Origin of the sequence: Streptomyces sp. NPDC001507 (genome assembly GCF_042894765.1) — a bacterium.
Lineage (GTDB): Bacteria > Actinomycetota > Actinomycetes > Streptomycetales > Streptomycetaceae > Streptomyces.
Genome location: NZ_JBIAVV010000017.1, coordinates 44,920 through 65,423, shown reverse-complemented (window position 1 = coordinate 65,423; position 20,504 = coordinate 44,920). Strand labels below are relative to the sequence as shown.

Annotated in this window: 22 protein-coding genes; 10 read left to right on the top strand and 12 right to left on the bottom strand. The window is 71.8% G+C overall.

Annotation, left to right across the window (positions count from 1 at the left end; all coding sequences use genetic code 11):
• Positions 1-21: 21 nt before the first annotated feature.
• Positions 22-786 carry a HipA family kinase gene (locus ACFY0K_RS42245; RefSeq protein WP_390644366.1) on the bottom strand — a complete coding sequence of 255 codons (765 nt, stop codon included), beginning with the start codon at positions 784-786 and terminating at the stop codon, positions 22-24.
• Positions 787-1,196: 410 nt separating this feature from the next.
• Between ACFY0K_RS42245 and ACFY0K_RS42240 the strand changes: the two genes are divergently transcribed.
• On the top strand, positions 1,197-1,697 hold the full coding sequence (locus ACFY0K_RS42240; protein ID WP_390644365.1) for a Rieske (2Fe-2S) protein: 501 nt from the start codon (positions 1,197-1,199) through the stop codon (positions 1,695-1,697).
• Positions 1,698-1,700: 3 nt separating this feature from the next.
• Here ACFY0K_RS42240 and ACFY0K_RS42235 read toward each other — a convergent pair whose 3' ends face one another.
• Positions 1,701-2,348 (bottom strand): cysteine hydrolase, encoded by a 648-nt coding sequence (locus tag ACFY0K_RS42235; protein WP_390644364.1) that lies wholly within the window; start codon positions 2,346-2,348, stop codon positions 1,701-1,703.
• Positions 2,349-2,436: 88 nt separating this feature from the next.
• Here ACFY0K_RS42235 and ACFY0K_RS42230 point away from each other — a divergent pair, with 88 nt between their 5' ends.
• Positions 2,437-2,904, top strand: a complete 468-nt coding sequence (locus tag ACFY0K_RS42230; RefSeq protein ID WP_293994619.1) for a pyridoxamine 5'-phosphate oxidase family protein — start codon at positions 2,437-2,439, stop codon at positions 2,902-2,904.
• An 18-nt stretch (positions 2,905-2,922) separates the two neighbouring features.
• Here the strand turns inward: ACFY0K_RS42230 and ACFY0K_RS42225 are convergent, their stop codons facing one another.
• Positions 2,923-3,825, bottom strand: coding sequence for a LysR family transcriptional regulator (locus ACFY0K_RS42225; RefSeq protein ID WP_351961229.1), 903 nt, complete (start codon positions 3,823-3,825; stop codon positions 2,923-2,925).
• 74 nt (positions 3,826-3,899) lie between these two features.
• Here ACFY0K_RS42225 and ACFY0K_RS42220 point away from each other — a divergent pair, with 74 nt between their 5' ends.
• On the top strand, positions 3,900-4,874 hold the full coding sequence (locus ACFY0K_RS42220; RefSeq protein ID WP_388600759.1) for a DMT family transporter: 975 nt from the start codon (positions 3,900-3,902) through the stop codon (positions 4,872-4,874).
• Between the two features lie 25 nt (positions 4,875-4,899).
• Here the strand turns inward: ACFY0K_RS42220 and ACFY0K_RS42215 are convergent, their stop codons facing one another.
• Positions 4,900-6,228, bottom strand: a complete 1,329-nt coding sequence (locus ACFY0K_RS42215) for an aminotransferase class I/II-fold pyridoxal phosphate-dependent enzyme (protein WP_388600757.1) — start codon at positions 6,226-6,228, stop codon at positions 4,900-4,902.
• Between the two features lie 36 nt (positions 6,229-6,264).
• Between ACFY0K_RS42215 and ACFY0K_RS42210 the strand changes: the two genes are divergently transcribed.
• Entirely contained in the window at positions 6,265-6,954 is a 690-nt protein-coding gene (locus ACFY0K_RS42210) for a pyridoxamine 5'-phosphate oxidase family protein (protein WP_390644363.1), read from the top strand.
• A gap of 57 nt (positions 6,955-7,011) precedes the next feature.
• On the opposite strand, the gene ACFY0K_RS42205 is transcribed toward ACFY0K_RS42210, so the two are convergent.
• Both ACFY0K_RS42205 and ACFY0K_RS42200 read right to left on the bottom strand, forming a co-directional pair.
• Positions 7,012-7,980 carry a DMT family transporter gene (locus tag ACFY0K_RS42205; protein WP_390644362.1) on the bottom strand — a complete coding sequence of 323 codons (969 nt, stop codon included), beginning with the start codon at positions 7,978-7,980 and terminating at the stop codon, positions 7,012-7,014.
• 46 nt (positions 7,981-8,026) lie between these two features.
• Positions 8,027-8,632 carry a Clp protease N-terminal domain-containing protein gene (locus ACFY0K_RS42200; protein ID WP_390644361.1) on the bottom strand — a complete coding sequence of 202 codons (606 nt, stop codon included), beginning with the start codon at positions 8,630-8,632 and terminating at the stop codon, positions 8,027-8,029.
• 199 nt (positions 8,633-8,831) lie between these two features.
• On the opposite strand from ACFY0K_RS42200, the gene ACFY0K_RS42195 reads away from it, so the two are divergent.
• Together ACFY0K_RS42195 and ACFY0K_RS42190 are read left to right on the top strand one after the other, a co-directional pair.
• Entirely contained in the window at positions 8,832-9,026 is a 195-nt protein-coding gene (locus ACFY0K_RS42195) for a hypothetical protein (protein ID WP_177233345.1), read from the top strand.
• A gap of 113 nt (positions 9,027-9,139) precedes the next feature.
• Positions 9,140-9,568 carry an SRPBCC family protein gene (locus ACFY0K_RS42190; RefSeq protein ID WP_390644360.1) on the top strand — a complete coding sequence of 143 codons (429 nt, stop codon included), beginning with the start codon at positions 9,140-9,142 and terminating at the stop codon, positions 9,566-9,568.
• A gap of 78 nt (positions 9,569-9,646) precedes the next feature.
• Here ACFY0K_RS42190 and ACFY0K_RS42185 read toward each other — a convergent pair whose 3' ends face one another.
• The gene (locus ACFY0K_RS42185; protein ID WP_351961222.1) at positions 9,647-10,282 is read right to left on the bottom strand and encodes a PadR family transcriptional regulator; all 636 of its coding nucleotides are present in this window, start codon (positions 10,280-10,282) and stop codon (positions 9,647-9,649) included.
• A gap of 144 nt (positions 10,283-10,426) precedes the next feature.
• Here ACFY0K_RS42185 and argG point away from each other — a divergent pair, with 144 nt between their 5' ends.
• Together argG and ACFY0K_RS42175 are read left to right on the top strand one after the other, a co-directional pair.
• Positions 10,427-11,875: an argininosuccinate synthase gene (argG, locus tag ACFY0K_RS42180; protein WP_390644359.1), complete on the top strand. Its 1,449-nt coding sequence runs from the start codon at positions 10,427-10,429 to the stop codon at positions 11,873-11,875.
• A 656-nt stretch (positions 11,876-12,531) separates the two neighbouring features.
• Positions 12,532-13,344 (top strand): PhzF family phenazine biosynthesis protein, encoded by an 813-nt coding sequence (locus ACFY0K_RS42175; protein WP_390644358.1) that lies wholly within the window; start codon positions 12,532-12,534, stop codon positions 13,342-13,344.
• Here the strand turns inward: ACFY0K_RS42175 and ACFY0K_RS42170 are convergent.
• Entirely contained in the window at positions 13,334-14,134 is an 801-nt protein-coding gene (locus tag ACFY0K_RS42170; RefSeq protein ID WP_390644357.1) for a CPBP family intramembrane glutamic endopeptidase, read from the bottom strand. The genes ACFY0K_RS42175 and ACFY0K_RS42170 overlap by 11 nt on opposite strands.
• Before the next feature lie 199 nt (positions 14,135-14,333).
• Positions 14,334-15,854, bottom strand: coding sequence for a glutamate--cysteine ligase (locus ACFY0K_RS42165; RefSeq protein WP_390644356.1), 1,521 nt, complete (start codon positions 15,852-15,854; stop codon positions 14,334-14,336).
• A 557-nt stretch (positions 15,855-16,411) separates the two neighbouring features.
• Here ACFY0K_RS42165 and ACFY0K_RS42160 point away from each other — a divergent pair.
• Together ACFY0K_RS42160 and ACFY0K_RS42155 are read left to right on the top strand one after the other, a co-directional pair.
• Positions 16,412-16,996 (top strand): hypothetical protein, encoded by a 585-nt coding sequence (locus tag ACFY0K_RS42160; RefSeq protein ID WP_351961217.1) that lies wholly within the window; start codon positions 16,412-16,414, stop codon positions 16,994-16,996.
• A 277-nt stretch (positions 16,997-17,273) separates the two neighbouring features.
• Complete coding sequence (locus tag ACFY0K_RS42155) at positions 17,274-17,480, top strand: DUF5999 family protein (protein ID WP_093505643.1); 207 nt, start codon at positions 17,274-17,276, stop codon at positions 17,478-17,480.
• 108 nt (positions 17,481-17,588) lie between these two features.
• Here the strand turns inward: ACFY0K_RS42155 and ACFY0K_RS42150 are convergent, their stop codons facing one another.
• The 3 genes from ACFY0K_RS42150 to ACFY0K_RS42140 are packed head-to-tail and all read right to left on the bottom strand — an operon-like array spanning position 17,589 to position 20,496.
• Positions 17,589-18,641: an endo-1,4-beta-xylanase gene (locus tag ACFY0K_RS42150; protein WP_390644355.1), complete on the bottom strand. Its 1,053-nt coding sequence runs from the start codon at positions 18,639-18,641 to the stop codon at positions 17,589-17,591.
• A 29-nt stretch (positions 18,642-18,670) separates the two neighbouring features.
• A complete protein-coding gene (locus tag ACFY0K_RS42145; protein ID WP_351961215.1) occupies positions 18,671-19,504 on the bottom strand; it encodes a carbohydrate ABC transporter permease in 834 nt (277 codons plus the stop codon).
• On the bottom strand, positions 19,501-20,496 hold the full coding sequence (locus ACFY0K_RS42140; RefSeq protein WP_390644354.1) for a carbohydrate ABC transporter permease: 996 nt from the start codon (positions 20,494-20,496) through the stop codon (positions 19,501-19,503). Before ACFY0K_RS42140 ends, ACFY0K_RS42145 begins: the two co-directional genes overlap by 4 nt.
• Between the last annotated feature and the right edge of the window lie 8 nt (positions 20,497-20,504).

Sequence of the window (20,504 nt, the reverse complement as noted above, 5' to 3'; positions counted from 1 at the left end):
CCACGTTGATGTGGGTCTCGCTCACTTGGCCCCCTCGATGCCGGTGATGCGCTCGTGGATGACGGCGGCCCGGGCGAGCAGCGGGCGCGCGTAGGTGCGCCGCAGGTCGTCGGGGGTGTCGAAGCCGGGCTCGGCGGCGAGCCAGACGTCCGGGATCTCGGCGGTGACCTCGGCGAGCAGGTCCTCGGTGACCAGGGGCGCCAACTCGGCGGCGGCCGCCCGGACGTCGGGACCGAACCCGCTCAGTGCGTGGTCGGCGGCGTCGTACGGGCGGGCGGCGGACGCCTCCGCCGCCGGCCAGTTGTGCTGCCAGATCATGGTGGCGCCGTGGTCGATGAGCCACAGGTCGCCCTGGTGGACCAGCAGGTTGGGGTTGCGCCAGGAACGGTCGACGTTGTTGACCAGCGCGTCGAACCAGACGATCCGCCCGGCCTCCGCGGGGCTCACCGCGAAGGCGAGCGGGTCGAAGCCGAGGGCACCGGAGAGGAAGTCCATGCCGAGGTTGGTGCCGCCGCTGCCCCGCAGCAGGTCCTGCACCTGCTGCTCGGGTTCGCCGAGTCCCAGCACCGGATCCAGTTCGACGGTGACCAGACGGGGCATCCGGAACCCGAGCCGGCGCGCGAGTTCACCGCAGACGACCTCGGCGACCAGCGTCTTGCGGCCCTGCCCCGCACCGGTGAACTTCATGACGTACGTGCCGAGATCGTCGGCCTCGACGAGCCCCGGCAGCGAACCGCCCTCGCGCAGGGGCGTGATGTAGCGGGTCGCGGTGACTTCTCGCAGCATTTTCCCAGGCCATCCAGCTTCTCAACCAGGCAGTCGGCGACCGGGGGGCCTCCGGCACGAAGTGAGCATAGTAACCGAGCGTGACAGCGGGTGAGGTCCGGGGCCCTGGCAAGCGGACGACGCAGCTCGCGGCTCGGCGTCCGGGCAGGTCATCGAAAGCCTGGCCCTTGCGCGGCTCTCCGGACCACAGCGCGCACACCTGTTCACCCTGGCCGCGCTGGCGCCCGATGATCCACCGCTGTTCCAGGTCAACTGCGTCGCAGGTCAGGACCGACAGCGAACCGACAGCGCTGTTTCACCGAAGCCTCATGTCCAGGTGGTCACTATCTGGATGCAGTCTGAACAGGTGGTGCCCGAAGACCGTACCCCTGGACGGATCAACGAGAAGCTCCGCGGAAGGGACCCCTCACATGACCAGCGCACCGCTCAACCCCTCGGCCAGCCCGGCTCGCCGCACCGTCATGGTGGCGGCCGGAGCGGCGGGGCTCGCCGCCGCGCTGACCGCCTGCGGGTCGTCGGACGACGGCTCGTCGAGCTCGACCACCACGAACGGCAACGCGGGCGGTGGCTCCACCACGCAGGACAGCAACAGCTCGGCCGGCGGCTCCACGGCCGCGGCCGGCGGCACCGCGCTCGCCAAGACCACGGACATCCCCGAGGGCGGCGGCACGATCTACAAGGACCAGGCCGTGGTCGTCACCCAGCCGACGTCGGGCCAGTACAAGGCGTTCTCGACGAAGTGCCCGCACGCCGGCTGCGCGGTGACCAGCATCGCCAACGGCGAGATCGTCTGCCCCTGCCACGGCAGCAAGTTCGCCATAGCGGACGGCAGCGTGAAGCAGGGCCCGGCGACCACGGGCCTGACGGCCGCGAACATCACGGTCTCCGGCGACCAGATCTCGCTGGCCTGACCCTCAGGACCGCCGGCGCGGTTGTTTGAGGCAGCCGAGCACCTCGTCGGTGGTCGCGACCGTGGCGACCAACGCGAGGGTGTTGCGGACCATCGCGGGGGTGTACTCGGGGGGCACTCCCGCGACGGCGTCGGCCGGGACGACGGCCGTGTAGCCCCGGTTGACCGCGTCGAACACGGCATTGGGAATGGCCACGTTGGCCGAGACGCCGGTGATGACCAGGGTGCGGCAGCCGAGGTTGCGCAGCAGCGGGTCGACGTCGGTGCCCTGGATCGGCGACAGGCCGTGCAGCCGTCGCACGACGAGGTCCTCCTCCGAGACCTCGATGGGGGGCGCGACGCGGACCGCCGCGGTGCCGGAGAGCTGCTGGACGAGCAGCCGTTCGGCGGCGCGGAACAGGCGGGCGTTGCGGTTCGCGCCGCGGCCGTCCGGGCGGCGTTCGGCGATCGCGTGGATCACCTGGACACCGGTGTCGTGCGCGGCGGCGACCAGGCGGGCGATGTTGTCGAGGGCCCCCGACGTCCGTGCCTCACGGGCGAGTTCGGGCAGCGCGCTGTCCGGGCCCACCACACCCTGCTGGCACTCGACGGTGAGCAGCACGGTGCTCACGGGGTCGAGGAGTTCCGCGAGCCGTTCGTACGACGACGGCATGACGCCCCCTTCCACCTTGGTGCGGGGCGGGTGACACTAACCGCCATCGCGCGGGAACGGAAGAAGAGACAGAAGAAGAGGGGGCCGCATGACCGTCACTCAGCGCCGGGGCCGGAAGATCATGATGACGCCCGGTGAGCTGGACGAGTTCCTCACCACACAGCGCACCTGCCGGGTCGCGACCGTCTCGGCGTCCGGCGCCCCGCACGTGAGCGCCCTGTGGTTCGCCTGGGACGGCACGTCCCTGTGGCTCTACTCGGTGGTGCGCAGCCAGCGCTGGAAGGACCTCAGCCGTGATCCGCGGGTGGCGGTCGTCGTCGACTCCGGCGAGGAGTACGACCAGTTGCGCGGCGTCGAGCTGAGAGGGACCGTCGAGTTCGTGGGCGAGGTCCCGCGCACCGGCGAACTGGTCGCCGAACTCGACTACATCGAGACGGTGTTCGCCCGCAAGAACTTCGGTCTGGACGAGATGCCGCACGACGGCCGGCACGCCTGGGCCCGGCTCACCCCGACGAAGACCGCCTCCTGGGACTTCCGCAAGCTCGGCTCGGCGTAACACGGTTCGAGGGCCGCTTCAGGCGATCGCCCCGGCCGCGCCGCGCAACTCCTGCACCGCCGCCCGGATCGAGGGGCGGCGGTCGGCGTCTGCCCGCCAGACGACGTACACATGGCGGCGCACCCGCTGCTTCAGCGGCACCATGACCACGCCTTCCGGCACCGGGTGCCGGCCCAGCAGCGGAGCGATGCAGACGCCCAGTCCGGCTGCCACCAGGTTGAGTTGCGTGTGCGTCTCGGCCGCGCGGTGCCCGACGATGGGCTCGATGCCGCGCGAGCGCAGCGTGAACATCAGCCATTCGTGGCAGAACTCGCCCTCGCCCCAGGTGATCCACTCGTCCTCGGCGAACTCCCCCAGGTCCACCTCCTCGCGCCCGGCGAGCCGGTGCCCGGCCGGCAGCGCCACCTCGGCCGGGTCGTCCAGCAGGGGCGCCTTGACCAGCCCGTCGGGCACCGGCATCGGCTTGTTGTACCAGTCCAGGACGACGGCGAGGTCGAGGTCGCCGCGGACGACCCCGGCGACGCCGTTCTCCGGTTCCAGTTCGCTGGAGCGGACGCGCAGCGCCGGGTGCCGGGCGCGCAGCGCGGCCAGTGCGGCCGGGAACAGGCCGCGGGCGGCCGTCGGGAACGCGGACAGCCGCAGCTCGCCGACGACCTGGCCCCGGTGCGCCTCCAGGTCGGACTGGGCCAGCTCGACCTGGGAGAGGATCCGGGCCGCGTGCTCGGCGAGCAGCCGCCCGGCGTCGGTGAGCCGGATGCCCCGGCCGTTCTTCGCGAGGAGCTGCTGGTCCACCTCGCGCTCCAGCTTGCCCATCTGCTGCGACACCGCCGACGTGGTCACGTGCAGGGCCTCGGCGGCGCCGCTGACCGAGCCGTGCCGGGCCAGGGCGTCGAGGGTGCGCAGGCGCTCCAGGTTCAACATGTAAGCGATTCTAAGAGATACCCAGTGAGAAGTCTCGATTGTGCTACGAGGTCGCCTCCAGCATCGTTGAGGGCATGAGCACCGTGACCTCCGCCGCGACCGGCAAGCCCGCGCTTGCCACCGCCGACTCCCGCCCCCGCCTCGACTGGCGGCTGCGCTTCGGCGCCCTCTCCCTGATCTGGGGCTTCAGCTTCCTCTTCATCAAGGTCGGGACGGAGGGCTACGCGCCGTTCCAGGTCACGCTCGGCAGGCTGGTGTTCGGTACGGCGGTCCTCGCGGCGGCGATGGCCGTGAAGCGGCAGCGGCTGCCGCGGGGCGCCCGCACCTGGGGGCATCTGGCGATCGCCGCGTTCCTGCTCAACGCGCTGCCGTTCTCCCTCTTCGCCTACGCGGAGCTGACCATTCCGTCCACCCTGGCCGGCATCTGCAACGCGACCTCGCCGCTGTGGGGGATGGTGCTGTCCCTGGTGGCCCTGTCGGAGGACCGGCCGACGCGGGTCCGGTTCGCCGGACTCGGCCTGGGGTTCATCGGTGTCCTGACGGTGCTGGGCGCCTGGGAGGGCTTCCACGGCCTGGACGTCACCGGGACCGTCATGGCGCTGCTGGCGTCGCTGAGCTATCCGATCGGCTGGATCTACGTCCGGCGGACGCTGGCCGGGACGGGTGACTCGCATCTGGCGATGACCGGCGCGCAGCTGTTGTTGGCGACCGTGCAACTGGCCGTGGTGACACCGTTGTTCACCTCCTTCCCGGCGCACTTCGCCCTGGTCCCGCTGCTGGCGATCGCCGCGCTCGGCGCGCTGGGGACGGGACTCGCGGTGCTCGTCCAGTACGGGCTGGTGGCGGAGGTGGGTCCGACCACCGCCCAGATGGTCACCTACTTCATCCCGGTCATCGCCGCCGCGGCGGGGGTCGCGGTGCTGGGCGAGTCGCTGCGGTGGAGCACGCCGGTGGGCGCGGTGATCGTCCTCGCGGGAGCGGCCCTCACCCAGGTACGGCCGCGCCCCGCAGGGGCGCGGGGAACTGCGGCCCCCACCGGCCCGCGGTGAACGAACGGCACCGCCGGCGGAGCGCTCAGGCCTGGACCCGGCCCCTCGCCGGCGTCACCGCCCTCGCCACCGCCGCCGCCAGCGGACCGGCCTCCTCCGGGGTCAGCGTGGAGACGGTGACCCGGATGCCCGGCGGGGTCGCCAGGCGGTAGCGGGCGCCCGGGGCCACCGCCCAGCCTTCGAGCAGCAGCAGGGACACCGCGCCCGTCTCGTCCGGGACCGGGACCCAGACGTTCATGCCGCTGCGGCCGTGCGCCTCGATGCCGTGGTCCGCGAGCGCGTCGACGAGGAGGTCGCGGCGGGCCCGGTACGCCGCCGCCACCGCCCGGCCGTCCACCACGCCGTCGGCCCACATCCGGACCACCGTGCGCTGCAGCAGTCGGCTCACCCAGCCCGGGCCCAGGCGCTGACGCCCCCGCACCCGGTCGACCGTCACCTCGTCGCCGGTCAGGGTGGCCAGGCGCAGGTCCGGGCCGTAGGCCTTGGCGACCGAGCGGACGAAGGCCCAGTGGTGCGTGACGCCCGCCAGGGGGTGCAGCGGGAGGTCGACGATGCCGTGGCCGTGGTCGTCCTCGATCAGCAGGGTGTGCGGGTGTGCGCGCAAAACGGCCCGCAGGGCACGCGCGCGTGCCGCGCTCACCGCGGCACCGGTGGGGTTGTGCGCCCGGGCCGTGACGATCAGGGCGCGCGCCCCGGACTCCAGGGCCCGGCGCACGGCGTCTGCACGCGGCCCCTCGTCGTCGACGGCCACCGGGACGGTGCGCAGCCCCAGCGCCGGGATCAGGTCGAGGGTGCGGCTCCAGCCGGGGTCCTCGACGGCGACCGCGTCGCCGGGCTTGAGATGCGCCAGCAGGACGCGTTCGGCCGCGTCCAGGGAGCCCGAAGTGACGGTGAGCGGAGCGTCGGGCACGCCCTCGGCGGCCAGTTCGGCGCGCGCCATCCGCTCCAGCTCCGGCTCGACCGGGTCGGCGCCGTAGAGGACCGGGGCACGGTCGCACTCGGCCGCCACCGCCGCCAGGACCGGTGCGAGGGCGGGGAGCAGCGCGGGGTCGGGGTTGCCGGAGGACAGGTCGCGCACCCCGGCCGGGACGTCGGGGAGCTGGTCGCGTCCGGTGGTGGCCGGCTTCGGCCGGACCCGGCTGCCCCGCCGGCCGGCCGTCTCGATGACCCCGCGCTCGCGCAGCGTGCGGTACGCGGCCGCGACCGTATTGGGATTCACCCCGAGCCTGCCCGCCAACTCCCGCATCGGGGGCAGCAGTTGTCCCGGCTCCAGCTCCCCGGCACCCACCGCGCGCTCGACGCTGGCCGCAATCTCTGCTGCGCCGCGCCCCTCGATCCGATATTCTCCTAGCACAAACAACATTATGCACTAGTGCAATGGAGAACCGCAATGGAGACAGCCGTGCAGGGGACGGTCCCGGCCCAGCCCGCCGCCTACGCGAAGACCGACCGCACCGTTCCCACCCGCTCCGCCGAGCGGGCCTCGTACGACAGGGAGCTGGTGCACGCGATCCTCGACGAGGGCTACCTCTGCCACCTCGGCTTCGTGCGGGACGGCGCGCCGGTGGTGCTGCCGACGCTGTACGGCCGGGTCGGCGAGGTCCTGTACCTGCACGGTTCGACGGGTTCGCGTCCGCTGCGGATGACCGGCCAGGCCGATCCCGGACTCGCGGTGTGTGTCACGGTCACCCACGTCGACGGCCTCGTGCTGGCCCGCTCGGCCTTCCACCACTCGGTCAACTACCGCTCCGTGGTGGTGCACGGCATCGCCCACCAGGTCACCGACCCCGAGGAGAAGAGCCGCGCGCTGGACGCCCTGGTCGACCACGTGGTGCCGGGCCGGGCCGCCGACTCCCGCCCCGCCAACAAGAGGGAACTGGCCGCGACGGCGGTGATCCGCCTCGAGCTGAACGAGGTCTCCGCCAAGACCCGCACGGGCGGCGCGAACGACGAGCCGGAGGACATGGACCTCCCGCACTGGGCGGGCGTACTGCCGCTGCGCAAGGGATACGACGCTCCGGTGGCGAACGACGACCTGGCGGCGGACGTTGCGGTGCCGCCGTACCTGACGGGCGCCTGAGACGAGGCCGCGGTCGAACCACGGCCACGACGGGCCGCGGCAGTCGCCGCGGCGCGCTCAGGCCGAGGTGACCGGCTCCTGCGCCGCGCTCCGGCTCACCACCGACTCCGGCACCGGAGTCGAGGACTGTGCGATGAACGCCCCCAGCAGGACCACGGCTCCTCCCACCACCTGCGGCGCACCCAGCCGCTCCCCCAGCAGCACCCACGCCAGCACGGTCGCCACCACTGCCTCCAGGCAGGCGACCACCCCCGCCACCTGCGGAGACAACCGCCGTACCGACACCACACCCGTGACATACGCGACGACCGTCGCGACCAGCACGATCCACCCCAGCAGGACGACCGCCGGCACGGCGGCTCCGTTCATCCGCGCGGAGCCGCCCAGCACGGACCAGTCGATCTCCCACGGCCGGGCCACCACGGTGAGCAGGCCCGCCCCGACCAGCAGCCCGTAGGCGATCACCCCCAGCGGATCCGCCCCCTCGCCCCCGCCGTGGTCGGCCAGCACGAAGTACCCCACCTGGCAGCATGCCGCCGCCAGCGCCAGCACCAGCCCCAGCGCGTCGAACCGCAGCCCCGACCACACCTCCACCACACAGGCGAGGCCGCCCGCCGCGAGGACGACACCGAACGCGGCGGCGCGGGTGACCGGCCGCCGCTGCACGAACCGGACCCAGCCGAGCACCAGCGCGGGCGCGAGGTACTCCACGAGCAGCGCCACGCCCACGGGTATCCGGGAGATGGCGGCGAAGTAGCAGGCCTGGACGCCGGCCACGGCGAGCAGGCCGAACCCGGCGAGCAGCGCCGGCCGGCGGCGGGGCAGGTCGCGGTGGCGGACGGCGAGCGGCAGCATCACCAGGGCGGCACCCGCCACCCTGAGCCACACCACCTGCAGCGGCGCCAGCCCGGCCTCGATCAGGGGCTTGGCCGCGACGCCGGAGCCGCCGAAGGCGAGCGCCGACGCGAGGGCGAGAGAGAGCCCGAGGCCCTTTCCATGGCTGCTGTCCGTGGTGTGCACCGGCACATGATGCCAGCAGACGACATGAGCGTCACCCCTGATGACACCTGTCTCAACGGCTGGACGTGCGGCGCTCCCCCTCGGCGTCCCGGACCGCTCCGTCCGTGCCGACCGCCCCGTCGCCGTCTGTCCGCACGGCCAGTTCACGCGCGGCCACCCCGGCCCGCTCCAGCACCTCGACGGCCCGGGACTCCGGGTCGAGCACGAGGCCCGCGAGCAGGTCGATGCCGTCCGGGTGGGCCGCGCCGCGGCGCCGGGCGCGGCTGCGGGCGTACTCCAGGGCGGCCGCGGCCACCGGGGACCAGGCGCCGTCGCCCCTGCCCTCGGCTCTTCCCCCGGCGTACGGGAGGGCGGGCAGCGCGCCGGAGTCCTCGACCCCGCCCTGCCAGCGCAGGCCGTAGCCGATGCTGCGCTGCACGAGGTAGCCGAGCAGGCGGGCCAGTTGCGGAGCGTCGCCGATGACGGCGCGCACGTCGGGGTCGTACTCGATCAGCGAGTGCAGCAGATGAGCGGTGTCGACCTGACGGTCCCCGTCCCGCACGGCCCGGCGGCGGGCACCGGCGACCACCGCTGCCGCCTCGGCACCGAGCCCGGCATCGTCGTCCGCGTGGATACCGCCCTGGTCCTGGGCGGGCTGGCGGGGAATACGGGGTTGCACACCCTTACCTCATCAATCCCAGGGGCCCGAGTCATCGGCGGGGGGAAGCATCTTCGCGTCCCACGCAGAGTGGACGCGGATGGCCGGAATCTCCTCCTTGCGGATGAGATCAGGCCGATTCCGGCCACCGGGGCGCGCGCCGCCTTGCCACGCGCCCCGTACGCAACCGTCGCGCATCCGCCGGACGTCTCCCACTGACGTGGAGAGCGGGTGCTGTTGCTGGCTGGTCGCCCTGCCGGCGGTCGACGGCAGGCAGTACGTGTACCGGGTCTACGCCCCGGCGGACGCGCTGCTCGCGGACCTGTTCTGGGACGCCTGGCACTGCCACGACGAGAGCGCGTTGCCGCGCGCGTGGGACCTGTTCGACGCGGCGCTGATACGCCGGGTCGGCTGACCGGCCCGGGAGGCGCCGATCGGCACGTTCCCTGACGGTTCATCAGTATTGAATGTTCGAGGCCCTGCGGCTACGTTCCGCGACACCGTAGCCCGACACGAAGGGGTGGCCCGATGGCCGAAGTCAGCGCGGAGGCACGCATCCAGGCACCGGCCGAGAAGGTGTGGGCACAGCTCACCGACTGGCCGGCGTACGGCGAGTGGAACGCGACCCACACCAACTTTCCCAAGGGCGGCCCCGAGACCCTGGCGGTGGGCGGCACCTTCCAGGAGAACATGAAGCTGATGGGCTTCCCGGCGGAGGTCGAGTGGACCGTCGAGGAACTGGAGCCGGCGCGAGTGCTGGCGATCCGCGGCAAGGGCCCGATGGCGGTGACCGTCGCCACGCGCTACACGCTCACCCCGGACGGGGACGCGACGGTGGTGCGGATCGACGGCGAGTTCACCGGCGCCGCCGTGTCGCTGATGGCCGGCAAGCTCAAGGACTCGGCGACGGCGGCCCTCAACGAGTCGCTGCGCAAGCTGGGCGGCCTGCTGGCCTAGGGACTGTCCGGCAGAGACGGAGGCGCGCCCCACGGATCACTCCGCGGGGCGCGCCCGGTCCCCTCTCCCACCCGAGGGTCAGTCCTCGTCGGCCAGGATGAGGTACAGCTTCTTGCGGGTCTCGTTGATGACGGCCAGCGCCTTCTCGCGCTGTTCCTTGCTGCCGGTCTTCCAGACCTGCCCGAAGGCCTCCATCAGACCGAAGCCCGCCTGCCGGATCTCGTTCAGGGCCTCGAAGTCCACCCCGCGGGAAGCCTCTTCCCAGGGGGCGTCGGGGCCCTCGTCGGCGGCGGTCCGGCCGCTGTCGGTGAGGGAGAACAGCTTCTTGCCGCCCTCGCTCTCGCTGGCGATCAGGCCCTCGTCCTCCAGCAGCTGAAGGGTGGGGTACACCGAGCCGGGGCTGGGCTTCCACGCGCCGCCGCTGCGCTCGGCGATCTCCTGGATCATCTCGTAACCGTGCATCGGGCGGTCCTTCAGCAGGGCCAGGATCGAGGCCCGCACGTCACCGCGCCGCGCCCTTCCCCTGGGACCACCTCGTCCGCGCGGCCCCCAGTGGCCCGGTCCGAAACCGGGGCCGCCGGGACCGAAGCCGGGGCCCCCCGGGCCGAAGGGCCCGAACGCCGCACGCCGACCGTCACGTCCACCGAAGCCGCCCCGCCCGTGCGGGTGCGGGCCGGCCTCACCATGTCCACGCTCGAATCCGTGGGAACGCATCGCAATCACTCCATCCATCGTTGATCTGTCGCGTATCTTTCGCGATGCCTCGACGATATATCGGAAGCGTTCGAATGACAAGGCCCTTGGCGAGTCTCCAGCAGGGGCGTTGCATGACCATGCGTTCTCATGCATAATCTTCCTATGTCCAAGGTCCTCACCTCCCTTCCCGCCGGCGAGCGCGTCGGCATCGCCTTCTCCGGTGGGCTCGACACCTCGGTCGCGGTCGCCTGGATGCGCGACAAGGGCGCCGTCCCGTGCACCTACACCGCCGACATCGGCCAGTACGACGAGCCCGACATCGCCTCGGTGCCCGGCCGTGCGCACACCTACGGCGCCGAGATCGCGCGCCTGGTCGACTGCCGGGCCGCGCTGGTCGAGGAGGGCCTCGCCGCGCTCACCTGCGGTGCGTTCCACATCCGCTCGGGCGGGCGGGCGTACTTCAACACCACCCCGCTCGGCCGTGCCGTCACCGGCACGCTGCTGGTGCGGGCCATGCTGGAGGACGACGTCCAGATCTGGGGCGACGGATCGACCTTCAAGGGCAACGACATCGAGCGGTTCTACCGGTACGGCCTGCTCGCCAACCCGCACCTGCGGATCTACAAGCCCTGGCTGGACGCGGACTTCGTGACCGAGCTCGGCGGCCGCAAGGAGATGTCCGAGTGGCTGGTGGCCCACGGGCTGCCGTACCGGGACAGCACCGAGAAGGCGTACTCCACCGACGCCAACATCTGGGGCGCCACGCACGAGGCGAAGACCCTGGAGCACCTGGACAACGGCATCGAGACCGTCGAGCCGATCATGGGCGTGCGGTTCTGGGACCCCGAGCTCGAGATCCTCCCCGAGGACGTCACGATCGGCTTCGACCAGGGCCGCCCCGTCACCATCAACGGCAAGGACTTCGAGACCGCCGTCGAGCTGGTCATGGAGGCCAACGCGATCGGCGGCCGGCACGGGCTCGGCATGTCCGACCAGATCGAGAACCGGATCATCGAGGCCAAGAGCCGGGGCATCTACGAGGCGCCGGGCATGGCGCTGCTGCACGCCGCGTACGAGCGGCTGGTCAACGCGATCCACAACGAGGACACGGTCGCGCAGTACCACAACGAGGGCCGGCGGCTCGGGCGGCTGATGTACGAGGGCCGGTGGCTGGACCCGCAGGCGCTGATGATCCGGGAGTCCCTGCAGCGGTGGGTCGGCGCGGCCGTCACCGGTGAGGTGACGCTGCGGCTGCGGCGCGGCGAGGACTACTCGATCCTCGACACGACCGGTCCGGCGTTCAGCTACCACCCCGACAAGCTGTCGATGGAGCGCACCGAGGACGCGGCGTTCGGTCCGGTGGACCGGATCGGGCAGCTGACCATGCGCAACCTCGACATCGCCGACTCCCGCGCGAAGCTGGAGCAGTACGCGGGGCTGGGCCTGATCGGCTCCGCCAACCCGGCGATCGGGGCGGCGCAGGCGGCGGCGACCGGGCTGATCGGCAGCATGCCGGAGGGTGGCGCCGAGGCGATCGCGTCCCGCGGGGAGGCTACGCCGGACGCCGACGAGCTGCTGGACCGGGCGGCGATGGAACTCGGCACGGACTGAGCGTTCCGCTCAGGGGGGCCGACCTGGTGACGGGTCGGCCCTTTCCCTTTGCCGGGGGCGCTCGGGCATCTGCGCCGCGGGACGACCGGTCGAGAGGCCGGTGCGGCGCCGTGGCACGTTCTCGCGCAGTTCCCCGCGCCCCTGAGGGACCGCGCCGCGGTGGGCCGCCGTCCGGGAACCGGGTGCGGCGCGTCGTGCCTTCTCGCGCAGTTCCCCGCGCCCCTGAGGGGCCCCGCCGCCGCGGAACCACCCGTCGCGGGGCCAGTGCGGCGCCGTCGTGCCTTCTCGCGCAGTTCCCCGCGCCCCCGAGGGAGGGGCCGCGCCGCCGCGGGACGACCCGTCGCGGGGCCGGTGCGGCGCCGGCGTGGGTTCTCGCGCAGGTCACCGCGCCCCCGAGGGGCGCGCCGTGGTGGGACGCCGCCGGTGCGGTGCCGTCGTGGTGGCTCGCGGAGTTCCTCCCCCAGCCTTCGGCCGGGGGCTCCTCGGCTGCGGGCAGGCGTGCCGCAGGGCGGCACGGGTGGGCGCGGCGGTGCCCGGCCAGCGCCGGTGAGCGTCCCCACCCCAGGCCCCCATCCGGCCGCACCCGGTGGAAATCGGGCCAGGACTCCGGGATTGGCCTTGGGCAGGTGCGGTGTGCGGGGCCTAGCTTCTGGGGCATGCGGATTCGAATCGTCGATGCCTTTGCGGAGCGGGCCTTCTCCGGGAACCCGGCCGGGGTCGTGCTGCTCGACTCCTTTCCTGACGACGGGTGGATGCAGAACGTCGCCATGGAGGTGAACCACGCCGAGACCGCGTTCGCGCACCCCCTCCCCCAGGGCGGGGACGCGGACTGGGCGTTGCGGTGGTTCACGCCGGTCACGGAGGTCGCGATGTGCGGGCATGCCACGCTGGCCACCGCGCACGTACTGCACAGCACGGGGGCGCACGAGGGACCCGTGCGGTTCGACACCCGGAGCGGGGTGCTGATCGCCTCCACCGGTCCGGACGGAGCCGTCACGCTGGACTTCCCGACCGCGCCGCTCACCCGGGTCGACGCACCCGAGGGTGTCGCCGAGGCGCTCGGGGCAGACCCCGTCGCCGTGTTCGACACCGGGGCGGACATCGGCGACCTGCTCGTCGAACTCGCCGACGAGAAGACGGTCCTCGCTCTCTCCCCGGACCACAGGAACCTCGGCGCCCACTCCTCGCGCGGAATCATCGCCACCGCCCGCGCCGAGGACCCGGCCAAGGGGTATGACTACGTCTCCCGCTGCTTCTTCCCGAACGTCGGGATCGACGAGGACCCGGTGACCGGGAGCGCCCACACCGCCCTCGCGCCGCACTGGTCCGGACGGCTGGGGAGGACCGATCTCACGGGGCTGCAGGCCTCTCGTCGTTCCGGGCTCGTCCGGACCTCACTGCGTGGTGGCCGCACACTGCTGACCGGGCGCGCGGTCACCGTCATCGACGGCGAACTGCTCACGCCGTAGGCAGCCAGCCCACCTTGCCCGCGAGCAGCGCGTAGCCGACGAACGCGCCGATGTCGAGCAGGCTGTGCGCCACCACCAGGGGGCCCACCCGGCCCCACCGCCGGTACAGGTAGACGAAGACCACGCCCATCACCATGTTGCCGACGAAGCCCCCGATCCCCTGGTAGAGGTGGTAGGAGCCGCGCAGGACGGAGCTGGCCACCAGCGCCGTGCCTGCGGTCCAGCCCAGCTGGTCGAGGCGGCGCAGCAGGTAGCCGACCACGATGACCTCTTCGAGGATCGCGTTCTGCATCGCGGAGAGGATCAGCACGGGGTACTTCCACCACACGTCGGGCAGCGCCTCCGGGACCACCGTGAGGTTGAAGCCGAGGCCGCGAGCGGCCAGGTAGAAGGCGATCCCGGCGCTGCCGATCACCGAGGCGATCGCCGCACCGCGCCCGAGGTCGGGCCAGGGGCGGGTGCGGTCGAAGCCCAGCGTGCGCAGGCTCGCGCCCTCGCGCAGGAGGAGGTGAGCGACGAGGAGGACGGGGACGAGTGCCGTCGCGATGCCGAAGAGCTGCCAGGCCAGGTCCAGCCAGGGTCGGCCCGGCGCGGCCGACGCGTTGAGGGTCGCCGCCTGGTCCTTGAGACCGCCCGGTTTGGTGACCGACCCGATGAAGCTGATCAGGGCGGACACTCCGCTCGCCCCGAGCGACAGCCCCAGGACGAGCAGCGTCTCGTCCCTGAACATGCGCTGCGAGGGCCGCTCCAGTGGATAAGCACCGGCCACCTGATCCGCCTCCACCTGCACCCCTGCCTCCGGTCGAGCAAACCCACGCCCCACGGTCATCCTCACCACGGGACATCACAGCTTGCCCGATGAACCTGAAGCAGACGCGACCGACCCCCGCAGCAGCGCCTGTAAGGGGCGCGGGGAACTGCACGACCGGCCCCCACGGCACGGCACCCGGCAACGCGCCGCACCCCTCACGGCGCGACCCCCGTCGGCCTCACCCCAACGGCACCGGCTCCAATAACCCCACCGGCCACGTATGCACCGGCTCCCCCTCGTTCATCAGCTCCGCATAGCGCCGCGTCATCGCCGCCAGCGCCGCGTCCCTCGGCAGCCCCCGCTCCAGCGCCCGGTGGAACGTAGCCGCCTGCCAGGACGCCCCGTTGACCCGCCTGCGGCACCGCTCCTCGATCACGCCCAGGTAGAAGTCCCGGTCGGCGGGCTCCACCCCCCAGGCGTCAAGACCCGCGTGCGCCAGCGGCAGCAGCTCGTCGCGGACCAGGGTGACCGCGTCCACTTCGGCCGTACCGCCGCCGTACCGCGCCCGCCTCGGCCAGACCAGGCGCGCGTCGATGCCGTCGCGGCACGCCCTGTCGAAGTTGGCCTCGGCCGCGGCGAACGGCAGCCGTGTCCACACCGGACGGGACTCCTCCGCGAGGGCGCGCACCAGGCCGTAGTAGAACGCCGCGTTGGCGACGATGTCGGTGACGGTGGGCCCGGCCGGCAGCACCCGGTTCTCGACGCGCAGGTGGGGGACGCCGTCGGCGATGCCGTAGACCGGCCGGTTCCAGCGGTACACCGTGCCGTTGTGCAGGACGAGTTCCGCGAGCTTCGGCACCCCGCCCGCGTCGAGGACGGCCAGCGGGTCCTCCTCGTCGCAGATCGGGAGGAGGGCCGGGAAGAAGCGCAGGTTCTCCTCGAACAGCTCGAACGCCGAGCTGATCCAGCGTTCGCCGAACCAGGTGCGCGGCCGGACGCCCTGTGCCTGGAGCTCCGGCGGGCGGGTGTCGGTGGCCTGGAGGAACAGCGGGGGGCGGGACTCCCGCCACAGTTCGCGGCCGAAGAGGAACGGGGAGTTCGCCCCCACGGCGATCTGCGCTGCGACCGCCGCCTGCGCCGCGTTCCACACGTCGGCGAAGCGGGCCGGGGTGACCTGGAGGTGCAGCTGCACGGAGGTGCAGGCGGCCTCCGGGACGATCGACTTCGACGTGCACACGAGGTGCTCGACGCCCTCGATGTCGAGCAGGAAGTCCTCGCCGCGGGCGGCCACGATCTGGTCGTTGAGCAGGGTGTAGCGGTCCACGTCGGAGAGGTTCGCCGAGACCAGGTCGTCGCGCTCCAGGGTGGGCAGGATGCCGGTCATCACGATCCCGGCGTCGACCTCGCCCGCCTTGCGGTCGGCGTACGCGAGCGAGGTGCGGAGCTCCTCCGCGAGCCGGTCGAATACCCGCCCGCCGAGCCGGTGGGGGGCAATGTTCACCTCAAGGTTGAACATGGCGAGTTCTGTTTGGAAATCACGGCTCGCGATACGTTCCAGAACCTGTCCGTTCAACATTCTCGGCATGCCGTCGGAGCCCGCCAGATTCAATTCGATCTCGACTCCCATGAGGTTCTTGGGGCGGTCGAACCGCTTCTCCACCAGCAGCCGCTCCAGCCCCGCCAGGCAGTCCTGGAGCTTTTCACGGTAGTGCCGGCGATCGGACAGGTCGAACCGGCCCGCCACGACCTTCTCCCCCATCGAAGCGTCCCTCCTCGAATGGGCGGGCCGGGGGTTCCGGCCGCCGGTGTCCCGAGTCCAGGTGGGATGATGCCCAGCGGAAGCGATCGATAACGTCGCGCACCGCACCTGCACCCGCTACTCTGTTGGAATGTGTCCCGCGGCACATTCACGAGGCATGACGCCGCATGCAACTTCGGGTTCCCCGTTCCCCTCGTGAAAAACGCCGATGACATCCGGCCGACCGCGACAGCCTCATAATCCGAGGTCAGCGGGGACCCGACGGGCTGGAAATCGGGAGGATTCCACACCAATCATTGGCCGAATTGCGCCTTGCTGTCTTCTGTGAAACATCCCGGTGAAACACCACCTGAACGGGCGTCGTATAAACTCCGCGAACAAGGCAGAAGGCTGGCGCCCACGGTCTGGTTCCTGCCACCTGAGTGACGTGCGGCAGGCACCGCCCGCACCTCTCGTCACCGAACCGGGTCCCCGCCTCTCTGACTTCCTGTGAGCTGACAGCGCCGTCCGCCCCTGCCCTCGCGCCGTCGCGCCTGTCGAACGAGAGGCGACCCACCATGCCGCTGCAAGTCCCTCCTGCCCCCGCGCCCGCACTGCGTTCCGTCCTCACCGCCCTCGGTTCCCCCACCGCGGTCCGCGAGGCCCGCACCCCCTCCCTGCGCACCGCCCAGGGACCCACGACCCCCGAACTCCCCCTTCCCGTGCACGTCATGGACCGGATCACCCCGGAGGGCGTGTCCGCCACCCGGCTGGCCGGCTGGCGTTTCCTGATCCGCTGCGGCGACCGGGCGGTGGCCGCGGCCGAGACGATGCTCACCCCGGACGGCTGGGCCTTCTCGCACTTCTTCGAGGGCCCCTACATCACCTCCACCGAACGCGCCCTGCACCAGGCCGAAGCCCTGCAACAGACGTACCAGCCGCGCCTGTTGTCCCTTCCGGGCCTCTACATGCTCACCCTGTGGCTGCACGGCGACTGCACGGCGGACGGCGCCGAGGGGCACCCGGCCGCCACCGACCTGCTGGTCCCGCTGGCCCCCGCCCCGCCCGGTATCGCGGCCCACCGGCCGCACCTGGTCGCCGAGCTCCTCCCGGTGCTGACCCACCGGATCACCCCGGCTCCCCTGCTCATCACGCCCGCCTGAGCCCCGCCACCGCCGTACCCCGCCACTGCCGGACTAGTGGCGGGGTAGAGGCAGGTATGGGGCCCACCGTCCGGACTAGCCCTATCCGGCCATGCAGAACCATCCGAATGGGCAACCCTGCGGAGCTGAACCGTCCGCGTGGGTGACGCGTCTCCAACCTGTGAGAAGCGGTGCAGCGAAATCCCTGCGGAGCAACGCCCGGAAGGCAACACTGGTTTCCGACCGACTCATCAGCACGGGGGACGACATGACCACGACCGAGCGAGAGACCCTATCCATGTGCCAGCACCAGCCGCCGTGTCCGACAGCCGAATCCGCCGACCGGGAGTCCGCCCGCCTCATGGCGCACCACCCGGAGCAGGGGTGGAGCCTGCTGTGCAACGGCGTCCTGCTCTTCGAGGACACCGGTGAGCTCCTGCCCGACGGCCAGATCATCGCGCCGCACCGCCCGCTCGGTGCCGCCCGCGTGGTGACCGCCGCCTGACGGACCCGTCGCACCACCCCGGGCGGCCCCGCCGCTCCGCCCGGTGACCAGCAGGGGCCGGACGCACACACATGGTGCGCACCGGCCCCGACGTGCGTCCGGGTGCGGTTACCCGGTGTAGCCGAGCGCTGCGCGCAGCGCGACGTAGGCGGGTTTGGGGGCGAGCTGCTCGTCCCAGGGCAGGGCCGCGCCCTCGCCGGGGAAGAACGCCGGGATCCACGAGTACTTGTCCGTCCAGTCCCAGACGGTGATGCCGACGCACCTGCGCACGGCCAGACACGCCTTGGTCAGATCCGCGTACCAGGTCGCCTGCTCGGCCAGCTTCTCGTCGGTGGCCGGCAGCTGCATCCGTACGTCCACCTCGGTGAGCGCGGTGTCCAGGCCGAGGCGGGAGAAGCGGCGCAGGTTGTCCTCCAGGGTGGCCGGATAGCCGTACTGGAGAGCGAGGTGAGCCTGGAAGCCGATGCCGTCCAGCGGCACGTGCTCCGCCTTCAGCTGCTGCGCGAGCGCGTAGTAGGCGTCGCTCTTAGCGCCGAGGCCCTCGATGTTGTAGTCGTTCAGGTAGAGCCTGGCGTGCGGGTCGGCCTGGTGGGCCCAGCGCAGCGCGTCGGCGATGTAGCCGGGGCCGAGCGTCTTGTACCAGAGGGTCTCGCGGTAGCTGCCGTCCTCGTTGAAGGCCTCGTTGACGACGTCCCAGGAGTAGACCTTGCCCCGGTAGTGCCGCACCTCGGTCTGGATGTGCTTCTTGAGGACCGCGCGCAGTTCGGTGGCCGTCCAGTCGCGTGCGGTGAGCCAGTCGGGCAGCTGGCTGTGCCAGACCAGGGTGTGGGCGCGGACCTGCTGGTGGTTCTCGCGGGCGAGGTTCACGATCTGGTCGCCGTTGGTCCAGTCGAAGACGCCCTGCTGGGGCTCGGTGGCGTACCACTTCATGCCGTTGCCGGGCGTGATCATGTCGAACTCGGTGCCGAGGAGTTTGGTGTAGGCGGTGTCGGTGAGTTCGGGGTTGTCGGTGGCGCTGCCGAAGTAGCGGCCGTGGCGCTGGGCCAGTTCGGCGAGGGTGGGCTGCCGGCCGTGGGCCTGGGCGGCGGGGCCGGTGGCCACTCCGGCCGCCACGAGTACGGCCGCGAGGGCACCGGCGATTCTGAGCCGGGTACGGGACATGGTGCGACTCCTGTCCGTGGAAGGGGTGTTCAGCCCTTGGTGGCGCCGGCGGTGAGGCCGCCGACCAGCTGGCGCTCGGCGACCGAGTAGAAGGCCAGGGCGGGGACCATGGCGAGGACCAGGTAGGCGAAGACCCGGGCGGTGTCGGTGGAGTACTGGCCCTGGAACTGCTGCACGCCGATGGGGATGGTCCACCAGGTGGAGTCGGTGAAGACCAGCAGCGGCAGGAAGAAGTTGTTCCAGCTGGTGACGACCGCGAGCACGGAGACCGTGCCGAGCGCGGGCCGGGCCATGGGCAGCAGGATCCGCCAGAAGAACGCGAACGGCCCGCAGCCGTCGAGGGTGGCCGCCTCCTCCAGTTCGCCGGGGATCTCCCGGAAGAAGCCGCGCAGGATGATGATGGTCATCGGCAGCCCGAACGCGGCCTGCGGCAGGATCACGCCCAGCGGGTTGTCCAGCAGGTTCATCGAGCGCAGCAGCAGGAAGAGGGGCAGGGCGGCCACCGCGAACGGGAACATCAGCCCCATCGTGAACACGGTGAACAGCACCTCCCGCCCGCGGAACGCGAACCGTGCGAAGGAGAACGCGGCCAGCGCCGACACCGCGACCACGAGCACGGTGGTGGCGACCGCGATCAGCGTGCTGTTGCCGACCAGCCGCCAGAACGCGCCGGAGCCGAGGATGCCGGTGTAGTTGGAGGTGACCCAGGACTCGGGCAGCCCGACCGGGTTGCGGGACAGCTCGCTGGTCGTCTTGAACCCGGAGAGCAGGGCGTACAGCAGGGGTACGACCATCAGCGCGCCGACCACGACGAGGACCAGGTGCAGCGGAAGCGTGCGTACGGTCTTGCGGCTGTCGCTCATGCGCCGTCCCCCCGCAGGTTCGTGGTGGCGCCCGCCAGGTCGCGGCGGAGCACGAACCGCTGGTAGGCGAGGGCGAAGACGAGGCTGATGCCGAACATGGCCACGCTGATGGCGCTGGCGTAGCCGACCTGGTAGCGCTTGAAGCCGTACTGGAACATGGTCACGGCCATGGTCTCCGAGTGGTGGTCGGGGCCGCCCGCGGTGACCACCCACACCAGGTCGAAGAGCTGGATGGAGCCGATCACCGACAGGAAGACGCTGATCCGCAGGGTCGGGGCGAGCAGCGGCAGGGTGACGTGCCGGAAGCGCTGCCAGGGCGAGGCGCCGTCGACGGTCGCGGCCTCCGTCAACTCGGCCGGGATGGACTGGAGTCCGGCCAGGTAGAGCATCATGTGGAAGCCGAAGTACTTCCAGGTCATGACCAGGAAGAGGGTGGCCATCACCGTCGAGGGGTCGGAGAACCACTTCCCGCCGAGCGCGCCGAGGCCGATGTCGCTCAGCAGGTGGTCGGCGAGCCCGTCGTCGGGGGCGAAGATCATGCCGAACAGCACGCCGGTGATCGCCTCGGAGAGCACGTACGGGGCGAAGAACAGCATCCGGTAGACGGCCCGGCCGCGGATCCGCTGGTTGAGCAGGACCGCCATGGCGAGCGCGAACGGCAGTTGCAGCGCCAGCGAGAGCACGACCAGGAGCAGGCAGCGCCACAGGTCGCCGAGGAAGACGTCGTCCTGGAAGAGCCGGGTGAAGTTGTCGGTGCCGATGTAGTCGGAGGGCATGCCGAAGCCGCCCCAGCGGAAGAACGCGGCGTACAGCGCGAAGAGGATCGGCAGCAGGACGAGGACGCCGAAGAGCGCCAGGGCGGGCAGCTGGAAGCCCATCGCGGTGAGCCAGTGCAGCAGCCGGCGCCGGGATCGCGCCCGGCCCGCGGGCGGGAGCGACTGGGGCGCGGCGTCCGGCCCCGACCGGGTGCCGGGCAGGTAGGTCGAGGTCATCGGGCGGC